21 protein-coding genes are annotated in these 20,837 nt (G+C 52.7%); 16 read left to right on the top strand and 5 right to left on the bottom strand.

Annotated elements, in window-relative coordinates; genetic code table 11:
* Positions 1 to 90, top strand: a 90-nt coding sequence (locus tag KGA83_RS09405; protein WP_146615305.1) for an integrase core domain-containing protein, incomplete at its 5' end; no start/stop codon positions are given.
* A 49-nt stretch (positions 91 to 139) separates the two neighbouring features.
* On the opposite strand, the gene KGA83_RS09410 is transcribed toward KGA83_RS09405, so the two are convergent.
* On the bottom strand, positions 140 to 361 hold the full coding sequence (locus tag KGA83_RS09410) for a hypothetical protein (RefSeq protein WP_223462685.1): 222 nt from the start codon (positions 359 to 361) through the stop codon (positions 140 to 142).
* A gap of 467 nt (positions 362 to 828) precedes the next feature.
* Here KGA83_RS09410 and KGA83_RS09415 point away from each other — a divergent pair, with 467 nt between their 5' ends.
* On the top strand, positions 829 to 1,098 hold the full coding sequence (locus KGA83_RS09415; protein ID WP_223529517.1) for a short-chain dehydrogenase: 270 nt from the start codon (positions 829 to 831) through the stop codon (positions 1,096 to 1,098).
* Between the two features lie 51 nt (positions 1,099 to 1,149).
* Here the strand turns inward: KGA83_RS09415 and KGA83_RS09420 are convergent, their stop codons facing one another.
* Positions 1,150 to 1,371, bottom strand: coding sequence for a hypothetical protein (locus tag KGA83_RS09420; protein WP_223529519.1), 222 nt, complete (start codon positions 1,369 to 1,371; stop codon positions 1,150 to 1,152).
* A gap of 107 nt (positions 1,372 to 1,478) precedes the next feature.
* Positions 1,479 to 1,859: a DUF6124 family protein gene (locus tag KGA83_RS09425; protein ID WP_223529598.1), complete on the bottom strand. Its 381-nt coding sequence runs from the start codon at positions 1,857 to 1,859 to the stop codon at positions 1,479 to 1,481.
* 445 nt (positions 1,860 to 2,304) lie between these two features.
* On the opposite strand from KGA83_RS09425, the gene dusA reads away from it, so the two are divergent.
* Positions 2,305 to 3,300, top strand: coding sequence for a tRNA dihydrouridine(20/20a) synthase DusA (gene dusA / locus KGA83_RS09430; RefSeq protein WP_223529520.1), 996 nt, complete (start codon positions 2,305 to 2,307; stop codon positions 3,298 to 3,300).
* A gap of 54 nt (positions 3,301 to 3,354) precedes the next feature.
* Here dusA and KGA83_RS09435 read toward each other — a convergent pair whose 3' ends face one another.
* Complete coding sequence (locus KGA83_RS09435; protein ID WP_223529522.1) at positions 3,355 to 4,188, bottom strand: undecaprenyl-diphosphate phosphatase; 834 nt, start codon at positions 4,186 to 4,188, stop codon at positions 3,355 to 3,357.
* A gap of 524 nt (positions 4,189 to 4,712) precedes the next feature.
* On the opposite strand from KGA83_RS09435, the gene KGA83_RS09440 reads away from it, so the two are divergent.
* The 4 genes from KGA83_RS09440 (at position 4,713) to KGA83_RS09455 (ending at position 8,680) form a co-directional block, all read left to right on the top strand.
* Positions 4,713 to 5,453 (top strand): winged helix-turn-helix domain-containing protein, encoded by a 741-nt coding sequence (locus tag KGA83_RS09440; protein WP_223529524.1) that lies wholly within the window; start codon positions 4,713 to 4,715, stop codon positions 5,451 to 5,453.
* A 29-nt stretch (positions 5,454 to 5,482) separates the two neighbouring features.
* Positions 5,483 to 6,226: an EAL domain-containing protein gene (locus tag KGA83_RS09445; RefSeq protein ID WP_223529525.1), complete on the top strand. Its 744-nt coding sequence runs from the start codon at positions 5,483 to 5,485 to the stop codon at positions 6,224 to 6,226.
* 34 nt (positions 6,227 to 6,260) lie between these two features.
* The gene (locus KGA83_RS09450; protein WP_223529526.1) at positions 6,261 to 6,941 is read left to right on the top strand and encodes a helix-turn-helix domain-containing protein; all 681 of its coding nucleotides are present in this window, start codon (positions 6,261 to 6,263) and stop codon (positions 6,939 to 6,941) included.
* Between the two features lie 344 nt (positions 6,942 to 7,285).
* The gene (locus KGA83_RS09455; protein ID WP_223529600.1) at positions 7,286 to 8,680 is read left to right on the top strand and encodes an undecaprenyl-phosphate glucose phosphotransferase; all 1,395 of its coding nucleotides are present in this window, start codon (positions 7,286 to 7,288) and stop codon (positions 8,678 to 8,680) included.
* Between the two features lie 775 nt (positions 8,681 to 9,455).
* On the opposite strand, the gene rfaH is transcribed toward KGA83_RS09455, so the two are convergent.
* Complete coding sequence (gene rfaH / locus KGA83_RS09460; RefSeq protein WP_223529602.1) at positions 9,456 to 9,992, bottom strand: transcription/translation regulatory transformer protein RfaH; 537 nt, start codon at positions 9,990 to 9,992, stop codon at positions 9,456 to 9,458.
* 624 nt (positions 9,993 to 10,616) lie between these two features.
* Here rfaH and KGA83_RS09465 point away from each other — a divergent pair.
* The 9 genes from KGA83_RS09465 to KGA83_RS09505 all read left to right on the top strand — a co-directional run bounded on the left by KGA83_RS09465 (position 10,617) and on the right by KGA83_RS09505 (position 20,829).
* Positions 10,617 to 11,057 carry a low molecular weight protein-tyrosine-phosphatase gene (locus KGA83_RS09465; protein WP_223529527.1) on the top strand — a complete coding sequence of 147 codons (441 nt, stop codon included), beginning with the start codon at positions 10,617 to 10,619 and terminating at the stop codon, positions 11,055 to 11,057.
* A 37-nt stretch (positions 11,058 to 11,094) separates the two neighbouring features.
* Entirely contained in the window at positions 11,095 to 13,320 is a 2,226-nt protein-coding gene (locus tag KGA83_RS09470; RefSeq protein ID WP_223529528.1) for a polysaccharide biosynthesis tyrosine autokinase, read from the top strand.
* A 97-nt stretch (positions 13,321 to 13,417) separates the two neighbouring features.
* Positions 13,418 to 14,593, top strand: a complete 1,176-nt coding sequence (locus KGA83_RS09475) for a hypothetical protein (RefSeq protein ID WP_223529529.1) — start codon at positions 13,418 to 13,420, stop codon at positions 14,591 to 14,593.
* Positions 14,590 to 15,747: a polysaccharide pyruvyl transferase family protein gene (locus KGA83_RS09480; RefSeq protein ID WP_223529531.1), complete on the top strand. Its 1,158-nt coding sequence runs from the start codon at positions 14,590 to 14,592 to the stop codon at positions 15,745 to 15,747. The genes KGA83_RS09475 and KGA83_RS09480 overlap by 4 nt, the downstream gene beginning before the upstream one ends.
* A 9-nt stretch (positions 15,748 to 15,756) precedes the next feature.
* Positions 15,757 to 16,767 (top strand): hypothetical protein, encoded by a 1,011-nt coding sequence (locus tag KGA83_RS09485; RefSeq protein WP_223529533.1) that lies wholly within the window; start codon positions 15,757 to 15,759, stop codon positions 16,765 to 16,767.
* Positions 16,764 to 17,318, top strand: coding sequence for a glycosyltransferase (locus tag KGA83_RS09490; protein ID WP_223529535.1), 555 nt, complete (start codon positions 16,764 to 16,766; stop codon positions 17,316 to 17,318). The genes KGA83_RS09485 and KGA83_RS09490 overlap by 4 nt, the downstream gene beginning before the upstream one ends.
* Before the next feature lie 156 nt (positions 17,319 to 17,474).
* Positions 17,475 to 18,563, top strand: coding sequence for a glycosyltransferase (locus KGA83_RS09495; protein ID WP_223529537.1), 1,089 nt, complete (start codon positions 17,475 to 17,477; stop codon positions 18,561 to 18,563).
* 786 nt (positions 18,564 to 19,349) lie between these two features.
* Positions 19,350 to 19,628, top strand: a complete 279-nt coding sequence (locus tag KGA83_RS09500) for a hypothetical protein (RefSeq protein ID WP_223529539.1) — start codon at positions 19,350 to 19,352, stop codon at positions 19,626 to 19,628.
* 88 nt (positions 19,629 to 19,716) lie between these two features.
* Positions 19,717 to 20,829 (top strand): polysaccharide biosynthesis/export family protein, encoded by a 1,113-nt coding sequence (locus KGA83_RS09505; RefSeq protein WP_223529540.1) that lies wholly within the window; start codon positions 19,717 to 19,719, stop codon positions 20,827 to 20,829.
* Positions 20,830 to 20,837: the final 8 nt, after the last annotated feature.

Here is a 20,837-nt window from a genome sequence, read left to right on the forward strand (position 1 = left end):
GTGGACGAGTCGGTGCAGATCTATAACAACGAGCGGCCTCATCTGTCGCTGAAATACAAAACGCCCGATGCGGTGCATCGGGCGTTTTGAGGCTGAAACAGGTGTAAACCTATTTCAGGACTAGACAGCGGACCGCGTATCAATCGTCGTGCAGCAATCCTGAACTGTATTCGCCGAAGCTATTGCCGAGCGCGCTGCCATGGAAATTCATCTTGGCGGCATTGCTGTTGGTCGGACCCGGGCCAAAGCCAGCCGGCTGCACCGAGTCGGTCGAATAATCGCTATGGGAGCTCACACCGGAACAGGCGCTCAACAGCAAAGCACCGGCGATCAGCGAGACTTTGACAAGGTTTGCGATCATTTTTTTATTCCTGTGAGTTGAGGCGCGGGGACATGACCTTTGGTGGTCATCCTATGCCTCACTTCAACGACACATCATGAAACTTTTCGGCAAGTCAGCGTTGGTTCAGGCAATGCGATGTCTTAAAAAACGGTGCCACTGCTCAAAAAGAGCAGCGTCCTACACGACATCAGGAATTGTCCGTACACTCCGCCATTGCTGCGCCTTTGCCACGAGTCCTATAGTCCGACCCACGCCCTCACGGCGTGTCGGGTTTGGCGACTCGATTGCAATTGAACTGAAGTCTTCGACCATTTCGGAGCGCTTCGGAACGCACCTAGCTGCCTGTTTTATGGTGGCTGTGCGCGGGAGACCTCAGGGTCTGCCGGTTTCTCCATTGCCCGGTTCGCCAACCCGCGTACGGCTACCACCCTCTCGTTTTGGCGACGATTGAGTGATAGCTCTCATGAACTAATGGAGCTTCACTTATGAATGAGTACATCGCTTTAACCAGCAATGCCGATGACCTGCCCTCGCTGTTCGTCAACACCACACAACCTCTGCATTCACTGTTCAGCACCGCCAGCTACAGAATTCGAGCTGTGACGCAGATTCTTGAAAATCTTGCAATGCGTGGTGATATCACCAGCGATACGGTGGTTCTCAGCGACTTTGCGTTGTTGTGCTGCGTGCCATTGCGCGATGGTTGTGATGTGTTGGATGTGATTGCACGGCGGATGGATTCAGAGCCGTCCTGAAATCAGGAGGGGCGTTCTACTTGGGCGCCCCTTTGTAACGGTGTCCGCGTATCAATCGTCGTGCAGCAATCCTGAACTGTATTCGCCGAAGCTATTGCCGAGCGCGCTGCCATGGAAATTCATCTTGGCGGCATTGCTGTTGGTTGGCCCCGGGCCAAAGCCGGCCGGCTGCACTGAGTCGGTCGAATAATCGCTATGGGAGCTCACACCCGAACAGGCGCTCAACAGCAAAGCACCGGCTATCAGCGAGACTTTGACGAAGTTTGCGATCATTTTTCAGATTCCTGTGGGTTGAGGCGCAGGGGAAATAACATATGGCCATCAGCCTACGCCTCGTCTGTGCCGGACAACATGAAACTTTGTGGGGCGACAGCGTTGGCTCAGGAACCGTGTGCTCCTGGCGATATCTCACTCCCACTGCCTTGCGGATCGACATTGTCCAAAGCTCGATTCACCAACAACTCCCCCACCACCGCCAGTTGCTGAATCGACAACGCCAAACTGCGGGTTGAACCTTCGAGCTTGCAAGCCAGGTCAGTGGTCAAGACGTTCAACGAGGCGAGAGTTTCGCAGGCGTGACACAGGAGCGTTTCAGTGTCGACGTTGGGAAGAATGGTGAACACATGGCAGACGGGATCAGCGTGATTCGGGTTTCGCAGGCGTTTGCTGACCACCCGCTGAGAGTCAGCGGATAGTTGAGGAAGATCGAGAGAATCGGAAGCCATTGCGGTTTCCGGAGGGTCAGGCGTGATCTTTTTCATCATTTTCGTTCCTAGAATTAACCAAAGGAACTGCCAGCATCACTTCCACATGATGGGGTGGCAGCTGTGCACGGGTGTGGAAGACCGGGGATCTAGGAACCCGACGCACCCGAAAGTGCCCCGCGCACAGCCGCCATAATTTAACAGCAGACATGAAAAAAGCGCCTGCTTAAATTTAGGTGGCGCCCTGTGCGCCTAGATCTTGTGAAGGGCTTCCACACCCTTGTCGCTGAATTTGCAGCGACGAAGGGAGGTTAGCCGGGTGATCAGTGGGAGGGCAATATGGGCAATGGGGACGCGACTTGAGGGAAATTTCCTACTTTTTCGTGATGTTATCAACGCAATACCCAGCACCTGCCCAATCGTCCTGAGGCATGCCCAAGCTCCATCAGCCCATTCCTGATAAACTCCCTCACCTCCCAGCCTCACCGATTCCAGATCCCTCATGTCCGTAACCACCGCCACACCCGCCCCACTCTCCCGCCGTTTCTCCGTCGCGCCGATGATGGATTGGACAGATAGACACTGCCGCTTCTTCCTGCGCCTATTGTCGAAAAACGCCCTGCTCTACACCGAAATGGTCACCACCGGCGCCCTGCTTAACGGCGACCACGACCGCTTCCTGCGCCACAACGAAGCCGAGCACCCGCTGGCCCTGCAACTCGGCGGCAGTGTGCCGCTGGACCTGGCCGCGTGCGCGCGGATGGCGCAGGAGCACGGTTACGACGAAGTGAACCTGAATGTCGGCTGCCCGAGTGATCGGGTGCAGAACAACATGATCGGCGCGTGCCTGATGGGGCATCCGCAGTTGGTGGCCGATTGTGTGAAGGCGATGCGTGATGCGGTGTCGATTCCGGTGACGGTCAAGCACCGTATCGGGATCAACGGGCGCGACAGTTACGAAGAACTGTGTGATTTCGTCGGTACGGTTCGCGAGGCCGGCTGCACCAGTTTTACCGTGCACGCGCGGATCGCGATTCTGGAGGGATTGTCGCCAAAGGAGAACCGGGACATCCCGCCTCTGCGTTATGACGTAGCGGCGCGGTTGAAGGCGGACTTTCCGGAGCTGGAGATTATCCTGAACGGCGGGATCAAGACGCTGGAGGCCTGCCACGAGCATTTGCAGACGTTCGACGGCGTGATGCTGGGCCGTGAGGCGTATCACAACCCTTATGTGATGGCCGAGGTGGATCAGCAGCTGTTCGCCAGCACGGCGCCGGTGATCAGCCGGGCTGAGGCGCTGTCGCAGTTGCGTCCTTATATAGCGGCGCACATCGCTGCAGGCGGCTCGATGCACCACATCACCCGACATGTACTGGGCCTGGGCACCGGGTTCCCGGGGGCTCGCAAGTTTCGGCAGTTATTGTCGGTGGACATTCACAAGGCCAAAGAGCCATTGGCGTTGCTGGATCAAGCGGCGGAGCTGCTTGAGGGGCGTTAACGGTTAGCCGCTTCCCTGCGACCAGGCTGCATGTCCCGCAGCCTGGTGCGAGTGTCAGTGCGCTGCAGCCCCGCTCCAGTCAACCCAACCGAATACCCACGTTGCCAGAATCAGCAAACCGAATCCGATCCGGTACCAGGCGAACACGGCGTAACTGTGGGCGGCGATAAACTTGAGCAAACCACGCACGGCGATCATGGCGAAAAAGAACGCCGTCACGAAACCCAGCGCAAACACCGGCAAGTCACTGGCCAGGAACAGATCCCGATACTTATAGCCTGAATACACGGCGGCACCGACCATGGTCGGCATCGCCAGAAAGAACGAAAACTCCGTGGCAGCCTTGCGCGACAGGCCAAACAGTAACCCACCGATAATGGTCGACCCAGAGCGCGAGGTGCCCGGAATCATCGCCAGGCATTGCACGAAACCGACCTTGAGGGCGTCGGTCCAGCGCATGTCGTCAACATGGTCGACAGACACCACATGTCTGCGCTGCTCGGCCCACAACATGATGATGCCACCCACCACTAATGCCACTGCAACAGTGATTGGATTAAACAGATACTCATGGATCTTATCGGCGAACAACACCCCCAAGACCACTGCCGGAAGAAAACCGATTAACAGATTCAAGGTGAAACGTTGTGCATTGCGTTGGGTCGGCAAGCCGGTAACGATCTCGAGAATCTTGCGGCGGAACTCCCAGACAACCGCCAGGATCGCGCCCAATTGAATGATGATGTTGAAGGCCATGGCTCGCTCGCCGCCAAAGCCCAGCAAGTCCGCGACGATAATCTGGTGCCCTGTACTTGATATCGGCAAGAACTCCGTCAGACCTTCGACCATCCCTAAAATCAACACTGTGATGGTTGTCCAAAGATCCATTAAGCCCCCTCAACGACAAATACCCATGCATCGACTTCGCACTAATTCAACGCCAACACGATAGTAAAGCGCATCAGGCCGATTAATAAAACTCAATGTTATGAAATGTCCATGGGCGACACCACCAATACCAACGTTAGATAACGGTTAATATTCGAGAGTGCCGAGCCAGACAAGAGCAAAAAATCGCACTTGAAACCACAAAACCCTACCGCCTCATGACGCCCAAACAAAAAAAGTCAGGTGGCTGAAACTTTACCGACATGCACGGTCATATGGCTGCGAAAATACGGGGCATTGGACCAATAGATGGCACAATGCCATGCCCCATCAACCCCACGAGATTGCCATCGGTCATTAGGCACCTCGAACCACCGGTGGGCAAACGATCACGTCAGAATCACCGGCAATGTTAAAAAAACGAGACGGCCGTCTGAAAAAACAGTGAAATGTTACCAATTGTCAGTCACAAGCGAGAATTGGTGCTTTAACATTCGAATGCCAGCACCTATCCGAGTCAAAGCATGATGCTTACAGGGAAATTAACGACTACAGGCCACAGCGACGTGAAGGAGGAGACAGGTGTTCTCACCATTGGGCGAACCCATACGCTAGCTGAGGGCTTTAGGGAATTAGTCGCAAGCCACGTAGGCAAGGATATTGCCGTTGATGCAATGTGCTATAGCAACTCATTCAAAAGAAACAAGAATTCCAATTCATACCGTGCAATTTTTATCGTAATCGACAGCCCTCAGGCGTTTGTTGAGAGCCTCACCCTGGTAGAAAACATTCGCGCCGAAAATCTGGCGTCAATAATTTTCATCGCTATCACCGGTAGAGGCACCTACAACAAGATGAAATATTATCTTGCCGGGGCCGACTACTGTATTAATTGCGACACTTTTGCAGACGAAAATACCGATGCACTGTCGGAGTTTTTCAGCAGTCCAGAATGGCAAAAAAAGCATAACCTGCTTTTGGACCCCACCCGCATGTGCCTGATTGGCGACTATAAAAAGCTGGACGTATCGTTTGCGGAAATGAAAATTCTCGAGGCTTTCTCTCAAACGAAGAACCAGATATTGAGCCATGATGAAATCGCCAGAATCATGGGGCTGAATATAAATTTTTATGACCCAAGAGCCTTGGAAAAGTCGATCAGTCGCCTTCGCGGCAAAATAAAAGGCATGTATGGCAGCAACGCCATTCAAAGTATTCGTGGGCATGGATATCGTTTAATCAGGGGTCTGATCTCGACAACCTGATTCTTAATGTAAAAGGGAGTTTCTGTATTATGAACGCAACAGGGAGCGTGCGACTCTACGGTCACGCAGAGCATTACCTGTCTCGACAATTGATTCTCACTCGGGATGACTGCCCGTTTGGCAGCGAGATCAGAATACATTTTGACGACTCCGCCTGCGCGTCCCGCGCGCCAGAAGCGCATCAGATGAGTGGGATCTACAGTGAAGTACTGATGCAGACCAGGCTGATTGCCTTCTCGCTGAAAGATCACAACACCACCAACGGAAACAAATACCTGAGCCGTAGATTTGTTTGCGTAGGACAGTCAGATCTCGCCAGCTCTGCACTCACGGAAGAGCTGATACAGTCCGGCGCTGCTCTGCGCGAATTTGGCCAGACACTGGTTGTCGCGCTCAACGAGCTCCCCCTGTCGGCTATCAGCTTCGCAGAAAAAAAGAAAATCCTTCACAACGTATATCTGTTGAAAGATCACGGCATAGAAATCGCGCTCGACGACTACAACATCGACGATGAAAGTACCGAAATCTTTACCACCCTGAATCTATTCGACTATATAAAGATCTCCACCGCCTCTCTGGACTTGAGCCTCAAGCTCAGTGGCAACCCAGAGTTATTCAATCGTCTCCACGAACGTATGACCATGCTCACTCACAACACAAAAGTCTCGTTTATAGCGGACAGAGTCGAGCATGCTGCTAGCCATATACTGGCACGTGCACTGCCCTTTGATTACTTTCAAGGGAGTCACTACTCCCCTGCAGACAACCTTTAAACCAAATTCAAGACGTGCAACTAAGGAGAGAGCCATGGATAGCAGCACAAACCTCCCAAGAAAATACTTTGTCGTGGTTACACACAACCCCGCACTGCAACTGGAGCTTGAGGCATTACTGTCCAGCAAGCGATACAACAGTTACGGCACGTCACAGGCAAAAATGTTTTTTGAAGGCGTTGCCCCGCCAGCTTCTGCCCCCAAGCTTATGGAAATTATTTCCCCGCAAATGGCCAGAATGCTTCCGCCGGTGATCAAGCACGATACCCAGCGCATCCTTTCGACGTTCAAGTCCGAATGGCAAACCGCCCTAACCGTAACAAAGTTTACGCACTTCACATCAACCGCAGACAGCGCCAGGGATGACGCCAGGGAATTCGTTTCCCAGCCAGCCAAACCGCACACTCCAGCGGCTGAAACCTGGAGACTGAGCGACAGCAGTGGCGCGCTGATCAAGGATGACGTGGAAATTGTCTTGACTGGCCTGGAGGCCGCGCTGCTTAAAAAAATGCTGCACCATGAAGATCGCGTGGTCAGCAAGGACGACCTTATCCGCAGCATCGGCAGAGAACCTGAACAATATCGGGGTCTCGAAATGTGCCTGAGTCGACTGCAGGAAAAATTTAAAAAAGCCAGTCATGGCGAGCGCCTTTTTCGTGCAGTGAGAAATCGTGGGTACTGCGTGATACAAAAAATCGTACGCGTAAAAATCTAGTCTGAGAAATTCAGATTCACGCCTCGGCAGTGCAATACAACAATAATAGAGCACGCCAACTTATCCTCCCCCGCCTCCTCTATACAGTCGCGTTAAAAAGCTGAAGCCAGACCATTTCTAACGCCATTCTCACCCAGACATATCAACCAGATACATCACCCGCTCGTTAAAAGTCGTCAGACAGTGCCCGCACCAATAATTTAACCTATGAACTGATGACAGCGCCGCCCGTGTGGCGTTTCGGTCGTCAATGCATCGCAATCTAACATGAACAACAACTCTTACCGCATTGATTTTGGCTCTTGATTGTCGAAACACGAATGGACGTATTTTGGGGATATCGTATGGTTAACAATCTTCGTATCAATCGAAATACCACCCTCAAAGGACTGACCTTCTGGGGACAGTGGGCACTGGGTCAGGGCTTTGTTGTCGCCCTGTTACTTCTATTGGTTTATTACCAGACTGGAACGGTAGAGTTCTACTATCGAGTATGCGCAACGCTTACCGTGCTTGCATCGGTTCCGGCCTATACATGGTGCGGCGCCTATGCAAAAAAGGACAATTACCTGGAAGGGTTGATAAGACTGCTGATGGGTTGGTCAATGACACTGGCAGCGTTAGCTATTGTCGCCTTTCTCTGTAAGGCCAACGAACTGTTTTCTCGTCAAATCATCCTGATCTGGGCTTTCTGCAGCTACATCGGGCAGGCGGTTTTGTATGTCCCGCTGCATGGTTTTTCGAAGTACTACCAACGGGCGCTTCAAATTGAGCGTAGAACGCTGATTGTGGGTACTGGCGAGTTGGCACTGGGCCTGGCTAACAAGCTTCGTGCCCTGGAGCACTTTCCGTTGGTCGGCCTGGTAAGCTCCGACACCACGTCCTTGTTGGAGGCGGGCATGCCACCTGTCGTAGGTCCGCAAGAGGAACTGCTTGAACTGATCAAGACCCATGACATCCGACGCCTGTACATCACGCTACCCCTGAGCGAAGCGGCACAAATCGAAGAAATGTATGTCGACTTGCTGGATGCCAACGTTGATGTGGTCTGGGTCCCGGACTTGAACAGCCTGACGCTGCTCAATCACTCGGTCAGTGATGTGGATGGCATGCCGGCAATCCACTTGATTGAGTGCCCGCTGAGCAGCCAACCCACTGCCGCGCTGAGCAAAAGCCTGTTCGATAAAAGCCTGGCGCTGATGGCCATTGTCGCTCTAAGCCCGTTACTGCTGATCATTGGCCTGGCCGTCAAATTCACCTCCCATGGCCCGGTGTTTTTCAAACAGGACCGCCACGGGTGGAACGGGAAGGTCATCAAGGTCTGGAAGTTTCGCTCGATGCGCGTACACGACGATCACGAGGTCAAGCAAGCAAGCCGTAATGACTCGCGGATCACCCCGATAGGGCGCTTTATCCGTCGCACGTCCCTCGACGAGTTGCCGCAGTTGTTCAACGTCTTGCAGGGCCATATGGCGCTGGTCGGGCCACGCCCTCATGCCGTTGCGCACAACAACTACTACTCCGGCAAGATTCTCGCCTACATGGCGCGCCACCGAATCAAACCAGGGATCACTGGGCTGGCTCAAATCAACGGTTGCCGCGGCGAGACCGACACCATCGACAAGATGCAGAAACGCGTTGAGATCGACCTCAAGTACATCAATAACTGGTCGTTGTGGCTGGATGTGAAAATCCTGGCGAAGACACCGTTTACCTTGCTGTCAAAAGACATCTATTGATGGTGCACCTGCAGGCTAACCAGGCGACGCAAGCCATTTGCGTAGCGCGTTAGCCTCGTCACGCGTGGCTGGATCTTCACCAGCCACGCGTGCAACTGCAGCAACAGCGACAGGCTGTTCTGCTGTCGACTTTCGTGGCGATGTTCATCGCCAACTTCTTTTAAATCTCCGCCCGATACCGTACAGCTTGTTGACCCGATTCAGGGCGATATCGGCATGCCCGAACTTACCTTCAGGCAGGCGCAACGGCAGCAGTCGACCGCAAAAAAAGCATGAGCACGCTCCCCTGTAGGAGCTGGCTTGCCAGCGAAGGTCGTTAACGATAACGCGTATTTTCTGTCTAAACGCGGCGCTCTTGAGTCCATCGCGAGCAAGCTCGCTCCTACAGTTCCTCGGGAAGCCACTTCATTTTCAACCAAGACGCAGTCTGTAGGAGCTGGCGTGCCAGCGATGGTCGTTAACGATAACGCGAGTGAACCGGATAAATGCGGCGTCCTTGAGTCCATCGCCGGCAAGCCGGCTCCTACAGTTCCCCGGGATTGCGTGAAGAACCAAAAAAAGGATACCGGGTAATCGCGTGACGGCATAAACCTGTTCGCGAGCCGGAACGTCAGCTACGCCATAAAGATGCGGCCCTGACTGAGACCGCCACCTTCTCGGGGTTGCGAAAAAAGCTTAATGCCTACTAAGGGGAGGAGCGAGGACGAGAGCAACTGACCTTGTTGCCAGAATGGTATCTGCTCGTTGATTGGCTGGCTGGGACCAATGCACCGTATCAATGCTTACTGATATCAACCAGGGGGATGCTGATTCTTTGCTCACGTTGCAGCAGTGTCATCAGGAGCAACACACGCTGCTCTCCCTCCATCGCCAGGAAGATCGCTTCCACATCGACAAAAGGCCCCTCCTTGATACGCACCCGCTCGCCACAGGCAAACCGAGCATCCATTGGGGCTCCGTTATCGTGCTCATAAAGTCGGGCGATCAAGTCATCACCTACGGGCAACGGCTTGCCGCCAAAACTGACAACTCGCAATACACCGCGGGTAGAACGCAAAGGCGCCCAGCTCTCACCCGAGCCTAGCTGGATAAACAGATAACCCGGAAACAGCGATTCGCGAACAATCCTCCTGCGCCCCTGTAAATCACGTTCGCGCTGGTGCGTTGGGCGAAAACAGGTATACCCCTGGTTATCCAGATTAATCTCTGCACGCTCGTCCTGGTTCGCCTTGCATTGAACCAAATACCAGGCGCTAGCAGTGAGACTCTCAGACAAGGTCGCTTGAACCGCCAAAACACAATGGATGGACACAATCAACCCCTTCTACGCCTACGTGGCCAAGTAGCTCCGTGGTTATCTCCTCGACCTTGCGACGGATTTCTCCCAAGGATGGAAACGCACCCGAGAAACGGAATTGGCCGATCATGGAAACTGCGCCCTTTAAAAACACGCGAAACTCATTGGCAATAAACGAATGCTGGAGAGCGCTTTATCCAAAGCAATCCCCTACACTTATCATCAAACTGCACCTCACGTACGCCTAGCACACGCCAATGCAGAGCAACACAAAAAAAATCAAAAACGTTATAATTCGTCTGAAAAGATCAGAAAATGTTATTTAATATCTGGCTTTATGTGTGGATATTTTATCGCCATATAGCATCAACTAATCGCCTGCCATTTAATGGTTGATGTTGTCGTGGGTTGGCAGTTATGATTTTTAGCATAGCAGCTGTTAAGCACGCTCCACGTCCAGATTCCAGCAGACCAGAGTCTTCGCAGTGAAAAGCTTCATCCAGCACGGTAACTCCTCACGGAAAGAGGCACACACCCAATAGCTGCAAACCGTCAAAGAAGTGCCGTTGAAGAAAAACAGAATTTCAGTCTTTCCAATTGCACCATCACCGCAAGTGTGGAATTTCCAGGGAGGTTGCCTTGTTTAACAAGATTCTAATCGTTTGCATTGGCAACATTTGCCGAAGCCCCACTGCAGAACATTTGTTGCGAGATGCACTGGGCCGATCCGACATCGAAGTCAGCTCCGCGGGTCTTGGCGCGCTACAAGACCATCCGATCGAGCCCACCGCCCGGGTCGTACTGGAAGAGCATGGCCATCTGCCAAACGAGCACAAAGCCAATCAACTGACCCCTACCACCATCAGCGGATCGGATCTGATCCTGGTGATGGAGCAGTCGCACATAGACCGCGTTCTCAAGATCGCGCCTGAAGCGCGAGGTAAGGTCTTCTTGCTGGGCAAGTGGCAGAACAACCGCGAAATCAGCGACCCCTACCGTCAAGGCAAACCTGCTTTTGTACATGCTTACGCGTTGATTGAAGAAGCAGTAACCGCCTGGGCAAGGCGTCTCGCACGCTAAACCACTCCTCGAATATCTGTTAAAAAAGAACCCACTTATGCAGCAAACTCCAGCATTAACCTCACATGACGATGATGTAATCGACTTGATGGGCCTACTCGGGACACTGGTCGATCATAAATGGTTGATTGCCGGGATCACTGCTGCCTCTATGGCTGTTGGTACGGCGTATTCGGTGTTGGCCACTCCTGTTTACGAGGCAACCGCCTTGATACAGGTAGAGGCCAAAAAAAATGACATGCTCGGCTTCTCCGATATCAACAGCATGTTGGGTAAAGAGTCGCCTTCAGCCACAGAAATTGAATTAATCAAGTCGCGCGCCATTATCGGCAAGGTTGTCGACAATCTATCGCTCGACATCACTGTCGAGCCGAACCGTTTTCCGGTGATTGGCGAATTTATTGCTCGCCGGTTCAAACCAGACGCAGTTAATACGGTTGCGACGCCATGGTTTGGCATGAATAGTTTTGCCTGGGGTGGCGAAACCCTGAAAATATTCCAACTCGAGCTCCCACAAGAGCTACTGGGTCAGGAACTAACGTTCGTCAGCGGTGAAAGTGGCCACTTCACTTTGCTCGATGAAAACGACAATATCTTGGTCGAAGGCCAAGTGGGTCAAGCCTATGACCAAGACGGCATTAAACTGCAGGTCGAAGCATTGCAGGCGAATCCTGGTACGACGTTCAACATTGTACGTGACCCACGCCTGACCAGTATCTTGAAGTACCAAAAGGTACTTGATGTATCGGAGCGCGGTAAAGAATCCGGCATGATCGGAATGGCTCTTGAAAGCGAGGAACCGGCCGAAGCCATTCAAATCCTCAATGAAATCGCCAAGCTCTATGTAAGGCAAAATGTCGAGCGGACATCGGCCGAAGCCGCCCAAAGCCTGGAGTTCCTAAAAGATCAGCTGCCTCAGGTCCGAAAAGACCTGGAAAAAGCCGAAAACGCCCTGAACAAGTATCAAATTCGCAGTAAATCCATCGATATCAGCCTGGAAGCCAAGGCCATTCTCGATCAGATCGTGGCGCTGGATACCAGCATCTCCGAATTGAAATTGCAGCAAGCGGAAATGGATCGCAAGTTTACCCGGCAGCACCCCGCCTATCGGGCCTTGCTCAGCCAATTAGGCGAGTTGACAGCCAAGCAGGATGGCTTGGCCAAAAAAGTCGAGGGCCTGCCTTCAACGCAGCAAGAACTGCTTAGCCTCACCCGCGATGTAAAAGTCAGCACCGAAATTTATACCCAGCTCCTGAATAAATCCCAGGAACTGGATGTGATGCGTGCCGGCACCGTGGGTAACGCACGCTTGATCGATACCGCCGATGTGGATCTGCGCAAGCCCGTTAAACCCAAGAAGGTCCTGATCGTACTCATTGCCACCCTGCTTGGGGCTTTCCTGGCTACTGCATTGGTGCTTTTTCGCAGAGCCCTTAATCGCGGAGTTGAAAATCCAGACCAGATTGAACAGCTGGGGTTGCCGGTGTACGCATCGATTCCTTTCAGCACACTGCAAAAAAGTGAAGAAAGCAAAATCCTGCGAAGTGGTCGAGGCCGCGCTAACAATGCCACCCCCATACTGGCCAGCAGTCACCCCACCGACCTGGCTATAGAAGGATTGCGCAGCTTGCGCACCAGTCTGCACTTCGCCATGCTCGAAGCCAGCAATAATCGCCTGATGATCTCCGGCCCGAGTCCCAAGGTAGGTAAAACCTTCGTTTCTGCCAACCTCGCTGCAGTCATCGCTCAGACCGGACAGCGTGTATTACTGATCGACGTGGATATGCGCAAAGGGTATTTGCATAAAGTATTCGGAACACCCGCTGAAAACGGGCTTTCAGATTTACTCGTCAAACGCTGCGACCTGGCAACCGCGATCAATAAAACTGAATTCGAGCACCTTGACGTTATCGGCCGTGGACAAATACCGCCCAACCCTTCAGAACTGCTAATGCACGCGAACTTCAGTGCCTTTCTGGACCAAGTCAGCGCCCAGTACGACCTGGTGATTCTGGATACCCCGCCGTTGCTGGCAGTGACGGACGCGGCGATTGTCGGCCGCCAGTCGGGTACAAGTTTGATTGTGACGCGCTTTGCACTTAACCCGGCTCGTGAAATTGAATTGACCATGCGCCGCTTTGCACAAAATGGCATTGATTTAAAAGGCGCCATTTTCAATGGTGTTGAAAAACGCGCCTCGGCAAAGTATGGCTATGCCGACTATGGTTATTACAATTACGAATATAAGTCAGAAAGCGTTTAATTAACGCGCCACTCTTAATAAAAGCCGAGCGCGTCTGAGATTTAAGGCCGCTCATTTACTGCACGTGCAACATAAGATTCACACATCCAGGATACATATGAAAAAGATACTTGGGACATTAGCGGAACAGGGCGCCTATACGGGTGGTTTCTTCCTCACCCAAGTCATTGCTGCACGCGCACTGAACCTCAATGACTTCGCTTTGTTCTCCGCACTGTATTCGTCGGTGATTCTGCTCAGCATCATTCATGCCTGCACCGCCGCAGATATCCTACTGATGTTTGGCCGGCGCGGGCAGTCGCTCGAACCGCGCAGCCTGTTGAATATACTGTATCCGGTGGCTGCGCTCGCGGTAGTTGCCACGGGCTACTTCGCATTAACCACGGGCCGCCCATTGACGGTCGTCCTGATGCCGTTCTTCTTCATGGCGTTTATCATGTACTGGTCCTTGCGCAGCTTGGCCATTCTCAATCGCAAGACGTCCAGTCTGCTGGTTCCGCCGCTGTTGCAGGTGGCCGTACTGTCCACGCTGCTGCTCACCGAGAGCGCCTCGCTCGACTTGATCGTGACCCTGATTGCCCTATGCCTGGGCGCTCCTGCGTTGTTTTTTTGGCGACGCCTAGGCACTGGGGAACCATATGTCATCGAGCCCCGCGACTGGATTGGCTTCAGCATCAGCAACAGCGCCGCCCAAATTGTGTTGTGGACCATGACCCATGGCATGGTGATCTTCCTGCTGGCGTCCGGTGACACTGCTGGCTCGGCCTTTTTTCGCGTTGTCATGACCTTGATCCTGCCGGCTCAATACTTTGGTATTGCTCTGTCCAATCACTACCTGCCAAGGCTGATGAAACTGCGGTTAGAGGACAACGGTGCCTACTATCGCCAATGCGCGCAGTTGGCATTGTTGGGAGTAGGAGCAAGCGCAGTGTATGGCGGGCTGTTAATTTTGGGTGGCGATCGCATTCCCGCCTTGATCTTCGGCGAAGCATTCAGCGGCATCGGGCTGTCGCAGCTGGCGATCCTGCCAGTCAGCCTTGCAGTCATCCAGTCTGGCCGTACCATTCTAAAATCGTCCGGATTCAACCATTACGTGCTGCTGGCCATGCTGGTCGGCCTTGCCGGCTTCACCCTGCACTTAATCAACCACCACTACACCTTGACCACTGGCGCGATGTTGCTAGGGGTCAACCTGACGGCGGCAATCATCGTGCTAGCCGTGTTGCTGACGGCTTTGTTGACCCGCTTTCATTCTACTCAGGAGCGCGCATGAATATCGTGATTGGAGGGGTTCCGTTCAGTCAGAACCTAGGCGACGGCATCATATTTGAAAACATCAAGAACTTGTACAACAGCACCGAGAAGGTCGCGAAGGTGTCACCTTTGGACATTGCCGGGCGGGATGACTTCGACACGGGCGCGACGTCCTCGGATCTTAAATTCAGGATGCTCCACGCTATCCCGGCCGTCGGCCGCAAACCTTTACTGGCGCTATTTTTCTATCTGAAATACCAATGGGTGTGGCGCAAATCCTGGCGATCCAAACTTGCCGAGGCTGATTTGCTGACCGTAGGCGGTGGACAACTGTTTCTCGATGAAGAGCTCAACTTCCCGCTTAAAATGTATTTTCTGTCGTTGACTGCCAAGCAATTGCCAGCTTTGAAAACCGTGATCGCGTTTGTCGGCGTATCACCCACGCTGAGCCCTCTGGGAAAACTACTGTTTCGACGGGCGCTGAAAAACTTCAATCCACAATCGATCTCGGTGCGCGACGAAGAGTCCAGGCAGAATTTCATCCGTTTGATCAATCCGAACCTTGACGTCAAGGTCGTTCCCGACCCGGGGGTCAATTCCAAGCAGTGCTATAAAGTTGAAAGCGTGCCTTGCGATCAGCACAAAAGGATTGGCATTTGTATTTCCAATCCCAAGGGGCTAGATGTCCAAGGGCGACTCGGCAAGCCATTCCAAGAGCATACCCGCAGTTATTTCAGAAGCCTGGTCGAGTTGCTTGATCGACAGGGGTATCACGTCTCACTGTTTACCAACGGCGCGAGCGAAGACGAGCTCCTGAAAGACGAAATTTACAACGCGTGTAGACCATTGGTCGACGTGTGTGAAGAGAAACCGAAAACGCCCAATGATCTGGTGAACACTATCAACCGCTACGACCTGATAGTGGCGCATCGGTTGCACGCCAATATTATTGCCTACTCGCTGGGTATCACGTCTATTGGCCTGCGCTGGGATACTAAGCTTCATTCGTTTTTTAAGTCGATCAATCGCGAACACCTGTTTATCGACACCGTACTCCCAACAGCCGAACAGACAGTCGAGTTAATCGATGAACACCTGAATTTCGGCATGACCAGCTCTGGCTCTGCGTTGATTCATGAGTTGATGGACGAAGTCGAAAGTCACTTGGCGTAATGATCAATAATGGATAACCGTCGGAATGTAACTCTGGGGGCGCGGCTGTTGCTGTGCCTATTGTTGATGTCGTTTGTGCTGGCGATCTATATGTTTCAGGACGTGTTGTTGCCCAAGCATTTCTTTACCGATGCCGGCACCATTAGCAACTTGATAAATTACGTCGACCTAGATAGTGCCCAGACCGACTCGTTCGTCAGCACCGCCTGGGTGTTCGACAACTTAGGGGTCAACGGATCGCAAGTATTCCTGCTGGTCGGCGTTATCTGCGTCGTGCTGCTGATGTCGTTTCGCTCCCAGCGCTACGAACTGGTCGCTTTCACCTTGTTGTACATGGTGCCGTTCACCTTATTCAATTTGAAGCTCTCGAAAGAGGCGATTGTGATCGCCATGAACTTCAGCTGTTGCCTGGCTTGCCTGTCGGGCCGCAGCAAAGTGTTCAAGGTGGTTTTCGTGGCTTCGTTGTACCTGCTGTATGCCTACTTCTTCAGGTTCTACTACGCGTTCATTGCTGTGGGCATGGTGTTTTTAACCTGTTTCTTTTCCGCACGTGGACGCTTGCGTACGACCTTGTTGTGTCTGGCGCTGGTGGCCTGCCTAGTGCTGCCTGGCGACGTCTGGACGCAGTTGCAACTGGCCCGGGATACCGTCAATACCAGTCGAGAAGGCCTTAGTGATTCGAAAACGATTTTCTCGAACCTGTTGACGCCCAACGGTATTATCACCGCCTTGCCCAATTCGTTGTACGGCGCCGTGAGGTTTTTGTTTGCACCGGCGTTCTCTTTTCGGCCCCAGGAGCTCCTGCTCTCCATGGTGCTGTGGAGCGTGATCGTACTTATGGTCAAAAACAAAAATTACGGCCACCCGCTGATGGCCTTGCTAATGGCTAACTTCCTGATCCAGACCTTTTTCGAACCGGACCTTGGTTCGTTCCTCAGGCATATGACTGCCTATGCCTTTTGTCTTTACGCAGTGCCCAGGGTACCAGCCACCTACGCTGTGGACGGGGCACGAGCATGAATAGAACGCGCCGCTTATTAAACGTCGCCGAGACGGCAAAAAGGGGCATCGCCAGCTACCTGAATATACTGGGGGTCAAGCGCGAGGCCTTGATCTGTGGGTATTCCTATCTGGTCCCCGAAGCTCACAAAGCCCAGGTCATCTCCGACAGTGTGATTGCCCATGATTGCGGGCGAGAGGTGTTCCGGACCTTCTTACTGGCGGTCAAACTGGTGTCGGCGATCCGGCAGATACGGTTCGACGTGATCCTTGCACGTAGCGCCTTTGCCGTAATCAGCCTTTGTCTAGCGCACCCGTTCTTCCTGGCCAAACACATCAAGACGTTGTACTGCCCTCATGGCTGGACGAGCTTTCGCGACAGTTCAGCGCGGATGAAGAAGGTTATCCAATTCATCAGGCGCGCTATGTCGCTCATTCCGCGGCGTACGGTAAACATTTCCCAATATGATCACCGCAAGACTCGAGATCCGGGTTTCTCCAGTAAGTGCACGTTGATCGAAAACACCGTGCTGCACGCCATATCGCAGCTTACAACGCGAACTCAAGCCTGAGGGTATTAACGCTAATTATTTCATCAGTCTCTCGGGTATTTATTACCAATTCCGAGCCGACGCAGGAGAATCAAAGATATTGCGACTGAGAGAGCTTACCAGTCACAAATACACCTCCGACTAAAATTCAATATTTTCCTCTTGATGCGAGACCATATGAAAGTTCTACATGTTGCGGAGACTATAAAGGGTGGCGTTGCGACCATAGTTAGACAGCTTATGCTTTCCCAAATCAATTCCGGACTCGAATCCACCTGTCTTGTGCCGAAAACACAAGCTGTCGAGTTGATTGATGTTTCGCTGAACAATATCGAAACCTACAACTCGACCGGCCGAAATATTCCGTCATTGCTTAAGTTCATAATAGCTCTTTCTATAACCCTGCACACACGAAAACCTGATATTGTTCACCTCCATAGCACGTTCGCTGGTCTTTGCGGACGAGTTATATTGTTTTTTATGCTACCTTTTTACAGACCAAAAATTATTTATTGCCCTCACGGATGGGCGTTCATAATGGATGGCGGAAACGCTAAAAAAAGAGCATTTGCATTAATTGAGCGACTACTCCTAAAGATCACTGATACTGTAATATGCGTTAGCAAATTTGAAAAAGAGGCAGCGCTTTCCCAAGGATTCTCGAAAGAAAAGATAATCATCGTAAACAACTGTGTCGAACCGCCTCAACCAGTTCAGGCTACCAATCATTTCGACCGTGACGTTGTGAACCTACTTTACGTAGGCAGATTCGACTATGCCAAAGGATTTGATATTTTGGTGGATGCAATGGTCCAGCTTGAGGGACACCCCTTTCGCCTCACAGCAGTAGGAGACACTGTACAGGGTGGTCCTCCACCAAAAAAACTGAATAACATTAACTACGTTGGATGGCTGCACCCCTCCGATTTGGCCGGTTATTTTAGTAACGCTGATGTGTTGATCATGCCCAGCAGATGGGAGTCGTTCGGCTTGGTGGCGGCAGAGGCCCACAGTTATGGCTTGCCTGTGGTTGCTAGCCGATGCTGCTCGCTTCCGGAGGTTGTAGCGGAAGGGGTAACCGGTTTTTTGTTTGAACCTGGCTCTTCCCATGAACTCGTGGCTCTTTTGAAAAGAACACCTCACTCAACGTGGAGCAAACTGGGGAGAAATTCTCATGAGCGTTACGAGGCAAAGTTCAAATCTGGAATTATGTGCGCTGCAGTCTTAAGCATTTATAACAATAGTCCGACATCCAAGAATCTTTAAACAAATGAAGCATAAACATGCGCGCAATCAAAATTAAGCTTAAAAGAAACTCATTCCTAAGCCGACGTGCAACATCGGCGATATAGTTATCCCCTCTACCACCGCTGGATTGGCCCCGAGGTCATTGACTCCTAATAGCCGTCCGCCGATTTCCTGGTAGTGCCACCGCGGTGCGAGGGAGTTGGCCGACGGACATATGAGTGCGCTGCTGAGAGACCTCCTAACAACCGGGGTGAACATCTGTAATCTGGGTATTGGTATCGGCTACAGCGTGCTGGAAATGATTCGGGCCTATGATCAGGCCAAGGGCCCAGCAGTGCCTCAAAAAGTGGTTGAGCGTCGCCCCGGGGGATATTGCCCTGCGCTAGGCTGAACCGAAAAAGCCGCCCCATGAAGTGGACTGGATGACCAAGCGTGGCTTACAGAGAATGATGGCCGATCCTTGGCGTTGGCAAGCCGTTAACCCGCAGGCAATGGCCAGTAGCATCTCTCGTATGGCGTAGGGATCAGGCGCGAACCGTGACATCTGCAGCATATACCCGATATCAATTGTTATAAACAGAGGGCACGTTAGAAAACGTCAGACCTACCGACCCTCCTACACAGGTATTCTTAAGGCAATGATCGCAAGATAAGTCTCACTGAGGAATGACCCAGAGGTCCGCTCTCAACGAGTTCGAATCAATACTATCCTTAACGTTACTGGACGCTCAGAGTTTTTGGCCTTGCACACTCGTTTCTCAGTTTCACCGCCAATACCGACGATGCATCAAAAAGGAATCTACCATGACCAAACTACTTGCTTCCGCTCTAATGCTTTCTTTAAGTGCCTCCGTTTTCGCCGCTGAGCCTTCCACAGGGTCTTCTGCTCCAGGCACACCTGCAAAACCCGCAGCAAACGCTTCTTTGAATCAGCCCACCCCCCTCGTGGGCAACCTGACCACAGAGTCCGCGCTCGGCCTCGGCGCCGTGATTGTAGGCGGAGTCGCTGCACTGTCATCCAGTGGCGGAAGCAGCAATGGCGGCGGCACTACCGGCACCACTGGCACCACCGGTACACGCTAAGCGCACCGCGAGGTCGATAGCCTTCTACCACCCGGAGCAATCCGGGTGGTTTCGTTCTGATGTGTTCCCTCCACAAGTGTCCTCAATCATGATTCGTAGTTTGTCGCTCGCTGTGCTTGCAGGTGTTGCCCTGCAGGGCTGTATGTTCTCGCCTGGTCAACACCTGGATACCAGTCAGGTTGGCCGTGAAGGCTCACCGGAAAGCACTCGGATCGAGTTGATTCCGATAACGCCCAAACTGATTGCCCAGAACGCGGCGACAAAAGTGCAAGCCTCGGTGCCCGCCGAGTTGCTGGCGTACAAGCCGGGGGCCTACCGGATTGGCGCCAATGACGTGTTGTACATCACTGTGTGGGACCATCCTGAGTTGACTGCGCCATCGGGTGCACAACAGCAGATTGATGCGAACGGTCGCCTGGTACGCCCGGACGGCACCATGTTTTACCCCTATATCGGTAATATTCATGCCGAAGGCAAAACCATCGAGGAGCTTCGCGCTTTTATTGCCGAGCGCCTGACTCAATTCGTCGACAGCCCCCAGGTTGACTTGAGCGTGTTGCGCTTTGCCAGTCAAAAGGTCGTTATTTCCGGCGCCATTTTGAAAGCCGGTCAACAACCCATTACCACATCGCCGCTCAGTGTCGTCGAAGCCATGGGCACTGCTACTGTCGATCCTTTGAATGCCGACCTTGCCGGCCTGACACTGACCCGGGACGGACGTGAATATCCGCTGGACCTGGACTCGCTTAACGGCAAAGGCTCGGTGTTGCATAACGTCTATTTGAAAGACGGCGATCAGTTGTACCTGCCCTATAACGACCGTAAAAAGATCTACGTCATGGGCGAGGTCAACCAGCCTCGGGCGCTCACGTTCAAAATCAATCGGATGAATCTGGCGGATGCGGTCGGAACGGTCGGTGGACTGAACCAGGCCACCTCCAATGGTAATGCGCTGTACGTGATTCGAGGTGCCGAGAACCTTGAAACCGAGCCGGCAAAAGTCTTTCAACTGGACGCCGAATCGCCTACCGCGTTTGCTCTCGCCAGCCGCTTCGATCTGCACCCCCAGGACATTGTCTACGTCGGCCCTGCAGGCGTGACCCGCTGGAACCGCTTGATCAGCCAGTTGCTGCCATCTGCCGTTGTCCTGGGTACCGGAGCAGCGGCCGCAAACAATCTCAGTGAAGCCAACACTCGATAAGGTTTGAG

Source organism: Pseudomonas sp. GL-R-19 (assembly GCF_019956375.1).
Classification (GTDB): Bacteria; Pseudomonadota; Gammaproteobacteria; order Pseudomonadales; family Pseudomonadaceae; genus Aquipseudomonas.

Excerpts from the sequence above, each read along its gene's own strand:
- KGA83_RS09420 (WP_223529519.1), bottom strand. The coding sequence starts at position 1,371 with ATGATCGCAAACTTCGTCAAAGTCTCGCTGATAGCCGGTGCTTTGCTG.
- KGA83_RS09495 (WP_223529537.1), top strand. The coding sequence starts at position 17,475 with ATGAAAGTTCTACATGTTGCGGAGACTATAAAGGGTGGCGTTGCGACC.
- KGA83_RS09415 (WP_223529517.1), top strand. The coding sequence starts at position 829 with ATGAATGAGTACATCGCTTTAACCAGCAATGCCGATGACCTGCCCTCG.
- KGA83_RS09475 (WP_223529529.1), top strand. The coding sequence starts at position 13,418 with ATGAAAAAGATACTTGGGACATTAGCGGAACAGGGCGCCTATACGGGT.
- KGA83_RS09440 (WP_223529524.1), top strand. The coding sequence starts at position 4,713 with ATGATGCTTACAGGGAAATTAACGACTACAGGCCACAGCGACGTGAAG.
- KGA83_RS09485 (WP_223529533.1), top strand. The coding sequence starts at position 15,757 with ATGGATAACCGTCGGAATGTAACTCTGGGGGCGCGGCTGTTGCTGTGC.
- KGA83_RS09500 (WP_223529539.1), top strand. The coding sequence starts at position 19,350 with ATGACCAAACTACTTGCTTCCGCTCTAATGCTTTCTTTAAGTGCCTCC.
- KGA83_RS09470 (WP_223529528.1), top strand. The coding sequence starts at position 11,095 with ATGCAGCAAACTCCAGCATTAACCTCACATGACGATGATGTAATCGAC.
- dusA (WP_223529520.1), top strand. The coding sequence starts at position 2,305 with ATGTCCGTAACCACCGCCACACCCGCCCCACTCTCCCGCCGTTTCTCC.
- KGA83_RS09425 (WP_223529598.1), bottom strand. The coding sequence starts at position 1,859 with ATGAAAAAGATCACGCCTGACCCTCCGGAAACCGCAATGGCTTCCGAT.
- KGA83_RS09450 (WP_223529526.1), top strand. The coding sequence starts at position 6,261 with ATGGATAGCAGCACAAACCTCCCAAGAAAATACTTTGTCGTGGTTACA.
- KGA83_RS09445 (WP_223529525.1), top strand. The coding sequence starts at position 5,483 with ATGAACGCAACAGGGAGCGTGCGACTCTACGGTCACGCAGAGCATTAC.
- KGA83_RS09455 (WP_223529600.1), top strand. The coding sequence starts at position 7,286 with ATGGTTAACAATCTTCGTATCAATCGAAATACCACCCTCAAAGGACTG.
- KGA83_RS09490 (WP_223529535.1), top strand. The coding sequence starts at position 16,764 with ATGAATAGAACGCGCCGCTTATTAAACGTCGCCGAGACGGCAAAAAGG.
- KGA83_RS09410 (WP_223462685.1), bottom strand. The coding sequence starts at position 361 with ATGATCGCAAACCTTGTCAAAGTCTCGCTGATCGCCGGTGCTTTGCTG.
- KGA83_RS09435 (WP_223529522.1), bottom strand. The coding sequence starts at position 4,188 with ATGGATCTTTGGACAACCATCACAGTGTTGATTTTAGGGATGGTCGAA.
- KGA83_RS09505 (WP_223529540.1), top strand. The coding sequence starts at position 19,717 with ATGATTCGTAGTTTGTCGCTCGCTGTGCTTGCAGGTGTTGCCCTGCAG.
- KGA83_RS09480 (WP_223529531.1), top strand. The coding sequence starts at position 14,590 with ATGAATATCGTGATTGGAGGGGTTCCGTTCAGTCAGAACCTAGGCGAC.